Origin of the sequence: Dactylosporangium sp. NPDC006015, assembly GCF_040614215.1 — a bacterium.
Taxonomy (GTDB): domain Bacteria; phylum Actinomycetota; class Actinomycetes; order Mycobacteriales; family Micromonosporaceae; genus Dactylosporangium; species Dactylosporangium maewongense.
In genome coordinates, this window is record NZ_JBEXUD010000057.1 from 44,723 (window position 1) to 56,785 (window position 12,063).

General features: G+C 68.0%; 14 protein-coding genes. 10 read left to right on the plus strand and 4 right to left on the minus strand.

Annotated elements, in window-relative coordinates; translation table 11 throughout:
* Positions 1-15 precede the first annotated feature (15 nt).
* From ABZ321_RS50865 to ABZ321_RS50875, 3 genes are all read left to right on the plus strand, one after another.
* Positions 16-954 (plus strand): hypothetical protein, encoded by a 939-nt coding sequence (locus ABZ321_RS50865; RefSeq protein ID WP_354903621.1) that lies wholly within the window; start codon positions 16-18, stop codon positions 952-954.
* 350 nt (positions 955-1,304) lie between these two features.
* Positions 1,305-2,165, plus strand: a complete 861-nt coding sequence (locus ABZ321_RS50870; RefSeq protein ID WP_354903622.1) for an aminoglycoside phosphotransferase family protein — start codon at positions 1,305-1,307, stop codon at positions 2,163-2,165.
* A gap of 652 nt (positions 2,166-2,817) precedes the next feature.
* The gene (locus tag ABZ321_RS50875) at positions 2,818-3,015 is read left to right on the plus strand and encodes a hypothetical protein (protein WP_344505917.1); all 198 of its coding nucleotides are present in this window, start codon (positions 2,818-2,820) and stop codon (positions 3,013-3,015) included.
* 12 nt (positions 3,016-3,027) lie between these two features.
* Here ABZ321_RS50875 and ABZ321_RS50880 read toward each other — a convergent pair whose 3' ends face one another.
* Positions 3,028-3,831: a hypothetical protein gene (locus tag ABZ321_RS50880; protein WP_354903623.1), complete on the minus strand. Its 804-nt coding sequence runs from the start codon at positions 3,829-3,831 to the stop codon at positions 3,028-3,030.
* A gap of 346 nt (positions 3,832-4,177) precedes the next feature.
* Between ABZ321_RS50880 and ABZ321_RS50885 the strand changes: the two genes are divergently transcribed.
* The 3 genes from ABZ321_RS50885 to ABZ321_RS50895 all read left to right on the plus strand — a co-directional run bounded on the left by ABZ321_RS50885 (position 4,178) and on the right by ABZ321_RS50895 (position 6,854).
* Complete coding sequence (locus ABZ321_RS50885; protein WP_344505919.1) at positions 4,178-4,669, plus strand: hypothetical protein; 492 nt, start codon at positions 4,178-4,180, stop codon at positions 4,667-4,669.
* A 263-nt stretch (positions 4,670-4,932) separates the two neighbouring features.
* Positions 4,933-5,466: a hypothetical protein gene (locus ABZ321_RS50890; protein ID WP_354903625.1), complete on the plus strand. Its 534-nt coding sequence runs from the start codon at positions 4,933-4,935 to the stop codon at positions 5,464-5,466.
* Positions 5,467-5,774: 308 nt separating this feature from the next.
* The gene (locus ABZ321_RS50895) at positions 5,775-6,854 is read left to right on the plus strand and encodes a hypothetical protein (RefSeq protein ID WP_354903626.1); all 1,080 of its coding nucleotides are present in this window, start codon (positions 5,775-5,777) and stop codon (positions 6,852-6,854) included.
* A 368-nt stretch (positions 6,855-7,222) separates the two neighbouring features.
* Here the strand turns inward: ABZ321_RS50895 and ABZ321_RS50900 are convergent, their stop codons facing one another.
* Positions 7,223-7,453: a hypothetical protein gene (locus ABZ321_RS50900; protein WP_344505923.1), complete on the minus strand. Its 231-nt coding sequence runs from the start codon at positions 7,451-7,453 to the stop codon at positions 7,223-7,225.
* Positions 7,454-7,625: 172 nt separating this feature from the next.
* Positions 7,626-8,864, minus strand: coding sequence for an MFS transporter (locus tag ABZ321_RS50905; protein ID WP_354903627.1), 1,239 nt, complete (start codon positions 8,862-8,864; stop codon positions 7,626-7,628).
* A 129-nt stretch (positions 8,865-8,993) separates the two neighbouring features.
* On the opposite strand from ABZ321_RS50905, the gene ABZ321_RS50910 reads away from it, so the two are divergent.
* Together ABZ321_RS50910 and ABZ321_RS50915 are read left to right on the plus strand one after the other, a co-directional pair.
* Positions 8,994-9,623: a TetR/AcrR family transcriptional regulator gene (locus tag ABZ321_RS50910; protein ID WP_344505925.1), complete on the plus strand. Its 630-nt coding sequence runs from the start codon at positions 8,994-8,996 to the stop codon at positions 9,621-9,623.
* 29 nt (positions 9,624-9,652) lie between these two features.
* Positions 9,653-10,189, plus strand: a complete 537-nt coding sequence (locus ABZ321_RS50915) for an ATP-binding protein (protein WP_354903628.1) — start codon at positions 9,653-9,655, stop codon at positions 10,187-10,189.
* A gap of 63 nt (positions 10,190-10,252) precedes the next feature.
* Here ABZ321_RS50915 and ABZ321_RS50920 read toward each other — a convergent pair whose 3' ends face one another.
* A complete protein-coding gene (locus tag ABZ321_RS50920) occupies positions 10,253-10,411 on the minus strand; it encodes a hypothetical protein (protein WP_354903630.1) in 159 nt (52 codons plus the stop codon).
* A gap of 157 nt (positions 10,412-10,568) precedes the next feature.
* On the opposite strand from ABZ321_RS50920, the gene ABZ321_RS50925 reads away from it, so the two are divergent.
* Both ABZ321_RS50925 and ABZ321_RS50930 read left to right on the plus strand, forming a co-directional pair.
* Positions 10,569-11,339, plus strand: a complete 771-nt coding sequence (locus ABZ321_RS50925; protein ID WP_354903631.1) for a hypothetical protein — start codon at positions 10,569-10,571, stop codon at positions 11,337-11,339.
* A complete protein-coding gene (locus tag ABZ321_RS50930; RefSeq protein WP_354903632.1) occupies positions 11,303-11,878 on the plus strand; it encodes a hypothetical protein in 576 nt (191 codons plus the stop codon). Before ABZ321_RS50925 ends, ABZ321_RS50930 begins: the two co-directional genes overlap by 37 nt.
* Positions 11,879-12,063: the final 185 nt, after the last annotated feature.

The following is a 12,063-nucleotide window of genomic DNA, read 5'->3' on the forward strand; positions in this document are numbered from 1 at the left end:
TTCACAATGGTGGCTGTGCCGGCTTACGTCTACAAGGTCACCAAGCGGGATCCGATGACTCACTGGTACGACGACTACGAGCGCAGCGATCACGGAACAGTGGAGTCTGCCTATCTCGCCGCGGTCGCCGCGTTCGGCCGGGAAACCGGGATCGCCCGACTCGCCATCCGCGAGCCGCAGGTGGCGGGCTGGATCAACTTCGGGCTCGATCCACCGGTTGAGGGCGACGGCCTCACCGGGCTGTTCCCGCCCGACCTCGCCGGCTTTCACGACGGGGCGCAGATCGACCTGGCCGTCGGACTCGAGCTGGTCCGGGTGATGCTGCGGGAGAACGGTGCATGGTGCCGGTTGGAGCTCGACGACCGGTTCCTCGTCCACGTCGGCTACGACCAGTACATGTACGTCGGCAGCGAGGTGCCGTGCCCGGTCGCCGTGGCCGAGGCGCGGAAGCTCGGACTCTTCGTGGAGCCGATCCCGGAGTCGCCGTGGGCGTACGAGTTCGAGAACACCGACGAGCGCCGGCCGGCCGATGACGCGTTTTGGACGGAGGTGGGCGCGCAGGCCGAGGCGCACGGGTCGCTGCTGCTCGAGGCGACGGCTGTCGTCAACCGGCCGGCGTTCCACCGGCTCACCCCCGGTGCCCTCGCCACCGTGCGGGACCAGCTCGCGCCCAGAACGATGCTGGCAGTCTGGCCGGACCTGTCCTCCGACGTCGGCGCGGTCCTGGGCGATCTGCCCGGCGGCCTGTTCACGATGGTCTGGCAGGACCAGCAGGGCCGGATCAACCAGCAGGTATGCGATGACCGCCTGCACGACGAGCTGCGCGCCATGGTGTCCGGGGCCCGGGCCGCCACGATCATCTACAGCAACGGCATCGCCATGCTCGCCCGAGCGATCGTTGCCGACCCGGATGGTGTCGTCCGCGCCCGATGGGCATTCCGCGCCGACGGCTGACAGTCCCAGCCGATGCGGCGCGCCGTACCCACCGATGAAGATCACCACGTCGTCGTGGATCAGCACGGCCCGTGCCCCACGGACCGGACCCGGCGCGAAGGGCCTGACCTCCGTGTCGGTGATCCGGATCGGTGGGAAGCCGGTGTAGTAGTACGCCCAAGTCGTGCGTGCACCGACGTTTCGTTCGTCACTGCCGAGCGAGTTTCGCCGTCGTCTGAGGTGCTGCAGCCCGCCGGTGCGTGGCCGCAATCGCTGCGGGCACGGGCTGGTCGTGCAGATCCACGGCCACTCGAGCCGATACTCGCAAGACGTCGACCGGCAGGACTCGGCAGCGGTAGCATCCTGGTTCGATGTGGAGCGAAGCAACCCCGCCGACGACGACTCAGGTCCGCGACGCCTTCGGTGTCGAGGTGGGCGAGCTGCGGCCCCACCCGGGCGGGTTCGAAGCGGATGCGTTCACGGACGGGCGCTGGTTCGTGAAACTCTGGCGTCAGCAGCCCGGCAGCGACGCCGCACTTGCGCTGACCGCTGAGCTGGCGGCTCGGGGCATCCCCGTTCCTGCGGCGCAGCGAGCGCTCGACGGCTCGTACACCTCCGAGCACCATGGCCGGCGCTACGCGCTGTTCCCGTTCGTCGACGGCCGCCAGGCAACGTGGAACGACGCCGACGCGATCGCGCGGGCGATGCGCGCCGTGCACGAGATCGCCGACCTCGTCCTACCCCGCACCGATATGGACGAGTGGTGCATCGAGGTGCTGCGCGACCGGCACGACCACCCATGGATCGTCGACCGCCGCGACGAGGTCATGGCCAACGTCGACCGGCTCGAAGCGGTGATCGAACGGGCCCGCGCGATCGACGTGCCCCACATCGTGTGCCACCACGACCTGTTCCCTCACAACGTCCTCGTCGACCGCGACGGTCGCGTCGCGACGCTGCTCGACTGGGGTCAGACGATGCTGGCACCGCGCGAGCACGACCTGTTCGCCGCCTTGTGCGGACCCGACCCTGTGCGCTTCCTGCACGCCTACGGCGCGCAGCGACTCGACCTCACCCACCTCGAGTACGCCCGGCTCGCCCGCTCGCTGCACGACCTTGCAGCTCGCATCTACAACGAGGTCGACCTGGACGGCGTCAACACGTGGGGTTTCGACTTGTTGCGCCGAGTGGACGCCGACCTCGCGCTCGCCCGACCATTTTGCGACCGCTGAGGCCGCCCGATGCGCCGATCGACGAGATTACGGCGCGACCGACGCCGGATCACGTCGATCCGCGCTTCAGCGTCGGGACGGACTCCATCGCCTCGGCCAGCCGACCAAGCTTGTTTGCGGGGAGGTGTGTGGTCGACGACGCATGCTAGACACTTGCGCGGCAAATGTCCGGGATCCTCGGCCGCGACTTGCCCCGGCCTGGCGAACTCCCATGCCGCGAACAAGGCGCACTACCGCCCTTGCGTGCGCTCCTTCGTCCAAGCTCTCGCAGCGACACGCCCGGACGTGTTGGTGCCGAAACCGCCACGCTGAACGCGGCCCGCGAGAAACCGGCCCGGCTCGATCAGTTGCGCGCTCCAAGGCCGACCATGTTGGGAATGCCTGGCACGAGTGGCGCTGATGCGTAGCCGAGCCCCAGTATCGCTCTGACATCGGCACACCAGCGGAGGTCGACCGTCTCAACGCCGGGGTCGCGGCATGGAGCGCTCAGTGCGCTGTGCAGCCGGCCGCGGTGGAATAGCGGTGCAGTGAGTGAGGGCTTCGGGATACCGGTCCCGGCGGTGATCGCGCCGAGGCTGCGGCCCCGTGCCGGCAACAGCCGAGACAGCAGCGACAATGGGACGTGGTGGTCGCTCGCACCTACACTCACGCCATGAAGCGAGCGGATGTCGTGTGGTGGGTTCTTCTCGGTACCGGGTTCGCCTTCGCGGTGGCGATGTTCATCGCGATCTTCATCTTCGACGTGACCCCACCGCATCTACTCTTTGCCGCGCTGCCGGCGTTCGCCATTGCGGCGACCCTGTCGCGCAGCTGGCTACGGGACCGGTCGAGCCACCCCCGTAGCCGCTGAACCCGCTCAGGCTCACGCCGGCGGATGGCTGAATCTATTGGGGCCCGGGCCGTACAGCGCGGTCAGCAATTCGGTGTATCCGGCTGCCGTGCCGATACGCTGGCGACGCTCGGGATGGACGAGGCAGTGGTGCATCGTGTGGGCCAGAAACAGCGCGTTGACGGTGTCGGTACGGATCTGTCGCCGGGTCAACGGCAGGCCGTCGACGCGGATGAGATCAGGCCTGGCGTACGTGAGCTGCAGGAACAGCGCCGATGGGGTGATGGCTGGCAGCGAGGCCGTCGTCAAGGCGTCCCACGGGACGGCGAGCGCGCCAAGCACGCTCCGGTCCTGCAGACCGTCCGGCCCTAACCGCACACCGATGCCCTGCCATGCCGCGGTGATGAAAACGACGCTCAACACGACGAGCAAGACGGCAAGGACGACCATCGTGGCGGCCATGAACTGCTCGGCCCGGTCCGGGGACGGCCAGCCGCGCAGCTCGGTGTGCATGTTGACGGTGATGGTGATGAAGGTCGCGCTGAAGAACGCCATGCCGACGGCCTGGTAGACATGGCCCGGCTGGGGCAGGGTACGAAATGCGGACGCCGCGGCATCCACCGTGAACGCCGCCGGCCGCCACCGGCTCACCGCGACCGACGCCAGGAAATTTGCCGTAAGCGCGAGCAAGGACAGCACCACCGAGATCGCGGACCTGATACCGCTGTGCGACGCCGACAGCAGATGCACCCCTACGAACACGCCGGCAAGGGACACCGCACCGCCGAGCACCCAGCGAGGACAACGAGCGGTTCCGGCGAGGATCGCAGAGATCATCCCGGCAGCGTAGGACCCGGCGCGCCCACACGGCAGATCAGCCGATCGGACCCACGGCCGGCGGCCTCTACCCAGCTGTGCGGTGATTGGCGGATGGCGAGGCCTCGACGTCGGGATGAACCCGCCTCCTCCGACCGCCAAGGCCAGCGTTGCGCTCGGAGCTTCAAGAGGGCGTCCTGTGGTCGGGACGCCTGGCTTCTCCTTGTGCAATCGAACCGGGGCCGACCGGAATGCCCGCTGGGTGGACCGATGGCATCACAATGGGGCCGTGATCCCGCCGCCGCTAGCGCCTGACGCTGCCTTGTTTCGTACCTCTGCGGGCCGTGCCGTTGCGGGTTGTGCCGGTATGGCGGTCCTCGTCTGGCTGTTCGGCGGGGTCTTCTACATGGGGCTGGCGATGCTGCTCGGCCGACCGGCCGACCGCACCGTGGACTTCCTCACGCTTCCGCCGTTCTTCTTTATGTTCATCACCGTCATCGGCACGTCGCTTGGGGTGCTGATTCGCGGGCCGCACTGGGTACGGCTGTCCACCGCCGGTTTGGAGATCGGTACGACCAACGCCCGGGCGGTCCTGCTTCCGTGGTCGAACGTGGAGTCTGCGACAGTCCGCGGTCGGTCGGTCTTCGCCCACCTCCACGTCGTCCCGCGTCGAGCGGCGCTCAACTGGTTGCAAGACACGGAGGATCAGCTACCTCTAATGCGCACGCGCGGCGGGCGTAGGGGCTATACCGTGCAGGTCGGGCTGTTCCCGAGCGGCGCCGGAGCGGTTGCGGCCGCACTACGCGCCCGAGGTGTCCCGGAGGCTGACCGTAGGCACGGGCGGGCGAGCCTCCGGTGACTCACGATGCCGCACCCTCGGCGATATCCAGACGACTTTGCCACGGCAATGCGTACACGGCGCCTCACTGAGGCATTCCGCGTAACGGTCGATAACAGAGCGTCGATGTGGCCAGCGGCTGACGGACAGACAAACGCCGGCAAATAGCTGACCTTCCAAGGTCTCCCTTCGTGTGGGTGCCCGGCGTAAACGGACCCGGCGGTCGATGGCCTTGACGGTGGACATCGCCTTCGCCGTTGTCGCGGCATGGCTACAGTACGACGGTGATCGACGCCCCCGCCCCCGCGCCCTCGCCTCGCATCCGCCAGAGCAAAGCCGCGCTCGTACTCGCGAGCGTGAGCCTTGTGATCTCATTAGTCTCTTGTGGCCTGGCGGGTTTCGTCGCGAGTGCTGCCGACATCGACCTGCTGCCGGTGCAGTCCGAGCCCGCGGAGGCGAGCGCGTCCCAGGTGGAGGCGGTGGCGCATGTGACCTTTCCTCCCGGGACGGTGTTTCTCGCCGCCGCCTACAGCAATGGTCTGGAAACCCGCCTTTCGGCGAAGTTCCGCATCCCTCGCACCGGGCTTGACGCTTTCGTCGCCGCCGGGAAGTTCACCGCCCCACTGACACCGGGGCTTCGGGCCATCACAGCGAAGCACAACGTTGGCGGGGGCAACCTCTGGGATCCCGACACCGCTGTATCTGTTTCCGGCATCGAGGAGCAGCAACCCACGACTGACGGCACGTACCGATCGGTGCTGTTCAACCTCGATGCACCAGACGCAATCACCGTTTACCTCCACGCTAGCCGCGGCTGACGGACAGCAGGACGACCTCGATCGCATTGAGTCATTCAGCGCGACGGTGGATGACGCAGTCCAGCCGAGTGTCCGGCCGGATTTGCGACACGCCGCAACCGTTGTGGTGCAGGGAAAAGACGCAGAACCCCGGTATGAAGGTGGTCCTCCTACAGATCAACTTCATAATCGATGGCCTGCCATCATCGCGGAAGCCACGAATTAGACGCGAAGCTGAACCCGCCCAGTTCATAGAAAGCGGAACGATCAGCTGAGCGGACAGCGGCATGAGCGAGTGTCGGCATTCCCCCGTCGGCTAGCATGCGCGCGTGCATCTGATCTCGCAGGATGCGGTGTTCGCTGCCGCCGGTGTCGACCCGCGGATCTACCGCACGCCGTTGGTGACGTACGTCTTGGGCTCAGATGTACTGACGATCGTTTTCGAGCCGGGTGACCGTCCAGGTCACACCGGCATTCAAGATGCGCGACATGCGGCCGTGGCAGCGCCGTTCCCCGATGAGATTTACGCCCTGTTGTACCCGTGGCCTGCCGTTTCCTCGAGGGAAGGGGCGGTGTTCCGCGTTGAGGGCTACGCACGTCTCGGCGGTGGCTGCGTGCCGCTCGGGTCGCTCCGTGAGTGCGGGGCCTCCTGGGACCCCTGCAGTGAAGGATTGCTCAGCTGCACGTTCGAGCTCGATCCCGCACTGCCGTTCGGGCTGCTGGACCGGATCCGGTCCGCCATCGCGCCCCAACCGGAGCGGGACATGCCGAAACTCGACTGGCTGCGCCTGCTGCCACACGACCCAGTGGGCGCCACATCGGCATTCGTAACGGACTGGTACGCCGACGTCGGCCCGGTCTGCGGTCCTCATCCGCCAGCTGCCGTCCCGATGCCGCCGGCCCTCGCCGCGCTGCACGCGGCGATCGCGTACCGCCGGGACCTTCTCGGCAGGCAAGACTCCTTGTTCGCGCCGCATGAGCTGCGGCTGGATGACGCCGGACGGCTGCTGTTCGGTGCCGAGAATCAGGGTTGTTTCGTCATGGCGACCGAGCTGGCGGGCGACGACCCGCCGGTGTGGTTCCTGCGCGAGGACGAGGAGCCCGAACTCAAGCCACTGCCCTTGAGCCAGTTCCTGCTCGCAACCGTGCTCTACGAAGCCATCCAGATCGGGCACTACACCATGTACGGCGCAGTCTGGCGGGAAGACAAAGACCGCATCCTGACCGGCCTGCACCGGGTGCCGCTACCCAACCGCGAGTGGCTGGACTGGCAGAGCGACACGTATGTCGGTCGCGGCCTCATCGTTCAGCTGACGCCAAACGGCGACACGGGCCAGACCTGGAGCGTCAGCGCAGGAGCGCGGCGACGCGACGACCTACGGGCAGTGGAGAAGTTCCGCAACCACTGAGAACCATGATCAGGTGCGCGCTCATCGCCATGAGCGGAAACGCGATCAAGCGTCATTGATGTGGTCGCCGACGAAAGCGTAAGCCGTAATCAGGTTCCGAAGGCCATGCCGTCGATGACACAGACCGGTGGGACCTGACGACGATCGACAGCCGACGCGAGACGATGGACGGCTGTTGGCGAGCCCGGCATGTTGTTGTTCGACCTGCTGCAGGCGTCCGGCTCCAGCCGGTCGCGCGCGACCAGCATTCGCCGGGCGACTGGCCAATGCTGCCTCCGAGGCAGGTCACCCCGACGATGCGGCCCTGTAGATCCCCTCCTCCACCCGGCACTCACGACTGCCAGCCGCGCCAGGCCGGCGGCATGTGCTTACGATCCGGCGCTGTCGAAGCGGAACGCGTAGTACTCGCTGTCGCGGTTCACGGTGAAGCCGAGTGTTTCCAGCCGGGACAGCTCATCGTCGGTGAACGCTTTGGCGTCGGCCAGGACGAACAGCTGACCGTGTTCGATGTCCAGCGGATAGCCCGGGTTGGCGGGGTGCTGGGCCAGCAGCGTCAGGCCCTCGATCAGGTTGGCCCACGCGGGCGGAGGTACGGTCACCAGGAGCCTCCCGGTCAGGCGTCGATGTGGCGGCACGATCACCATATCGGCGTCCTGCGTGGCCAGGTCACCTCGACCCGATTCGACGCATCGCCAGGCTGACGGTGGCACGATCGTGGTGGTCTTGGTTGTGCCGCCCCGGGCGGGGCGGCAGACCTGGCGTTCTGGGTGGTCAGGCGGCCGTCGGTGACGGGTCCAGCGAATCGTCGGAGGGCTGCGCGGGTGCCTGGGCGGTGGCCGGCGGGCGGAGCAGGCCGGTCGCCCAGGAGGCCGGGGCGGCGATCGCCGAGACCACGATGCCCACGATCACCGGTGCGGAGGCCCCGTGTGTGGCCAGCGCCCAGCCGCCGATGAGGGAGCCGAGGGCGATTCCGGCGTTGATGGCGGAGGCGGGCAGCGTGGCCGCCAGGTCGGCACCGGGGCCGGACAGGGCGACGATGCGGTACTGCAGCGACGGCACCATACCGAAGCCGGCGACGCCCCAGATGACCAGCGCCAGGGCGACGAGCAGTGGCACTTCCGCCACGAAGTACAGCAGCACCAGGGCAGCGACGAGGACGACGTTGGTCACCAGGATCGTCCGCGACGCGTTGCGGTCGGCGAACCGGCCGCCGCCGAAGGCGCCGATCGCGGTCGCGGCGCCGTAGGCCAGCAGGAAGGCGCTGATGAGGGCGCCCGAGATGCCGGTGACCTGGTCGAGGAACGGGGTGATGTACGTCAGGGTGGCGTACGGTCCGGCGAACAGCAGCACGCACAGTCCGAGGAGGGCGAGCACCCGCGGCGCGAAGGCGTGCCGGGCCTGGGTCCAGGCGTTGCCCGCGCCGCCGCTGGGAACCGGCGGGATGGCCAGCGTCAGGGCGGCGAGGACCAGCGCGCCGAGCCCGATGATCGCGAGGTACGCGCCTTCCCAGCTACTGACCTCGCCGATCAGTGTGCCGATCGGCACGCCGAGCGCGGTGGAGACCGCGAACCCGCCGATGACGGCGGAGAACGCCCGGCCGATCCGCTCCGCCGGCACCATGCTGATGCCGGCGGTGAAGGCGAGGCCGACGAAGAGGCCCTGCAGCGCGCCGGTCACCGCCCGCACGACGACGAACGTGGCGAAGTCGGCCGTGACGACCGCGACCAGGTTGAGCAGCAGCCACCCGGCCAGCGTCGCCCAGAGCAGCGGCCGGCGGGCGAGCTTGATGGTGAGCGCGGTCAGGATCGGCCCTCCGAGGGACAGGCCGAGCGCATAGGCGGTGACGAGATATCCCGCAGTGCTCGTCGACACGCCGAGGTCTGTGGCGACCGGCTGGAGCACGCCGACGACGACCAGCTCGGCGCTGCCCATCGTGAACGTTCCCAGGAACAGCAGGAGCAGTGCCAGGTTGGTGCGTCTACGGCTCGCCGGCGCGGTCTGCGGACTCATGACGGTCCCTCTCAGGTCATCCAAAGCGGGGTCGGTGCCGAGGCACAGCGTATCGTAGTTAGGGAACGATCCCTAACATTCGCGGTGACTATAGTTTTTCACGGCAGTGGGTGACGGCAAGGGGGCACGATGCGGCGGTCAGGCTCCGAGACCCGCGAGCACCTCCTGCAGGTGGCGCACGATCTGTTCTACTGGCGTGGCATCAGGGCGACCGGGGTCGACATGGTGGCCTCCGAGGCCGGGGTCGCGCCCACCACGCTGTACCGGCTGTTCGGATCCAAGGACGGTCTGGTGGACGCCTACGTCGACCACGTCGACCAGGGCTACCGCGCGTGGTTCACCGCCGCCACCGAACCGGGTGAGCAGCCACCGCGGCAGCAGATCCTCGACCTGTTCGACAAGATCTTCGAATCCCTCCAGCCCGACACGTGCCGCGGGTGCGCGTTCCTGATCGCCATCGGCGAGTTCCCCGACGAGGATGTGCCGGCCCACCGCCGGGCGGTGGCCACGAAGACCTGGGTCCGCGAGCGACTGCACGGGCTGGTCCGGCACCTGGCCGAGGTCGAGCCCGTCGACGACCCCGACGCGCTCGCCGACCGCCTGGCCCTGATCGCCGAAGGGATGAACGCGTCGGTGCAGGCCCTGGGCATCGACGGCCCGGTCCGGCAGGCCCGGGCCATGGCGGAGCTGCTGCTCGACGCGGCCACGACCCGCGACGCCGCGCACCGCCCGGCCCGGCCGTCCCGTTCCGGCAGCTGACGTCTACCCACCGGTCATCGGCAGTGTTGATGAGGCGACCGACACTCTTTCTGACGGTGGGGCTCCCGGGTACCGGGAAGACCACCGCCGCCCGACGCATCGAGATCGAGCGGGGAGCGCTTCGTCTCACGAAGGACGAATGGGTGAAGGCGCTCTTCGGGCCCGAGAATCCGGAATCGGCCGGGGACGTGATCGAAGGACGGCTCATCCAGATCGGGCTGCGCACCCTTGAGCTGGGCAACACTGTCATCATCGACTTCGGCCTCTGGAGTCGGGATGAGCGCTCCGCGCTCCGCCAGGCAGCAACCGACCGGGACGCCACGGTGCAGATGCTCTACTTCGAGCTCACGCCGGCCGAACAGCGCAGACGCCTCGATCAGCGCCAAACCGAAGCACCACACACGACCTGGCCCATGTCCGACGAGGAGCTCGCCGAGTGGGCGGCCTGGATCGAGGTGCCGACGCAAGGCGAGCTCGACGGCAGCGAGCCCATCGGCGGCCCACCGGCCGGATTCGCGACGTGGGACGAATGGCGCGGACACCGCTGGCCACCATCGGTCTGCTGACCTGACCCGAGCGGCGCCGCCACGAGTTCGTCCCGCACAGGCCCCAACACCACATGGCACTGCTCAGCCGAAGGTTCCGAGGGCGGTGAACCGGGCGTCCAGGTCGTCGACCCATTGCGCCGGCGTGCGATGGGCCGGCAACGCGACTCCGGCCTCGGTCCGCCACAACGCGTCCCCGAGCACGGTCCGCAGGTGCCAGGCCATGATCCGGTCGAGGTCCACCGCACGGTATCGGAACCGCGGGCGCCCAACGCCTACAGCGTGGGGCAGGTCCCGCAACGGGGACACCATGCATCGATGAACGCGAGTACGATCGGGCGGGGCGGCGGATACCCCCACGGGGAGACACATGAATAGTCAAGTCCAGTCAACGTCCACTGTGGAACGTCTCATCGACCGGATGATGGCCATGCTGGTCGTGTTCGTTCTCGCCACCGGTGCCGTGGTGGTGATCGACGAGAACCCGGCCGCGGCGGCCGGAACCTGCGGAACGCAGGGCAACTACTTTGACGGCTACTACTACGATCCTGACAACTGGCCCGGGTACAGCTTCGAAGGAGCGTCTGGCTACATCGTCGTACGAGACGGCGTGCTGTGCAGCGGGGCAGGTGGCATCGGCAACTTCTCCAATGCGTGGCTGATGATCGCGGGCTGGAATCGCACGGGAGCCGCGTGGTCCCAGGTAGGCTTCGAACGTACCTCCGGTTCTCCGCTGCGGTGGTTTTCGCAGCACGCCTGGAACAACAGCGCAGGCGATCACCTGTCGACCCGCTACAGCACCTTCTCGATCGCGTCGGAGGTCGGCGTCCGTCACACCTTCCGGGTGCTGTGGAACTCAGCCTGCACCTGCCTGCAGGCAATCATTGACGTCACCGTCTGGTCCAACTCGGACTTCAACCCTTTCTTCAGCTCTGGCTGGGGCGGCCTGCCCTTCTCACCGCAGTTCTCGGGGGAGACCGGCCACCTGGCGACCGATGTCCCCGGCAGGTCCGGCACCCGCACGGCTTTCACGGCGCTGGGCGCCCAGCAGTACTCCAACGATGCCCTGGTGCCCATGCCATGTGCGATGAACGCGACCACCTCCAGCGCCCGGTGGGGTCGGTCCGCCTCCGGTTGCGACGCGTTCTCCATCTGGACGGCGACACCATGAGGAGGAACCCGATGCAACGCGGCTTGTCCCTGCGACACCAGATCACCGTCGGCCTGTTCGTGGCGATCGCAGCTGCGGTCGTGGTGCCGATCGTGATGGCGTCGGCGGCAAACTCGGCCCCTTCCACTCGGCCGGACCCGGGCTGGCTGCGCGCCGACACGACCGCCGACGTGGTGTACCCGGACGGTGCCACGGTGGCCCGTCCGGCAATCCAGGCTGCGGCGCCGAAGGTCGACCGCGGCTCGGCCGTCGCCAAGGTGCGGTCAGCCGGCTTCGCGGAAGAGCTTCAGCCCGGCACCCCGGAGGTGGCGCTGCGGTCGGTGACCCGGCAGCTCAAGGGTCAGGCAGCCGCCGACTACGCCGACCGCCTGGCCTGGGTCGTCACCTACCGCGGCAGCCAGCCGCAGGTTCGCGGGCCGATGACGATGAAGCAAGAGGAACGCAAGAAGCTGTCGGCCAGTCTGTACTGCGTCATGGTGTTTCTCGTCGACGCAGGAACGAGCGAAGTCTTCGACGCTCAGCAGTTCTGCAAGTCCTGATCTGACTCCCCGCCGCCCCGTGGTCCCGGAGGCTCGTCCTCCGGGACCACAGCAATGCCAGCGTCCCGCACCGAGCATCCAGCCGGATGGCTGGGACCGGGTGAGAGGTACAGCGTGCACCACCACGGCCGGGCAGGCTGCTGGATCGATGTTCGCCGCTGCCGCTCGTAGCGTTCGGCAGGTAT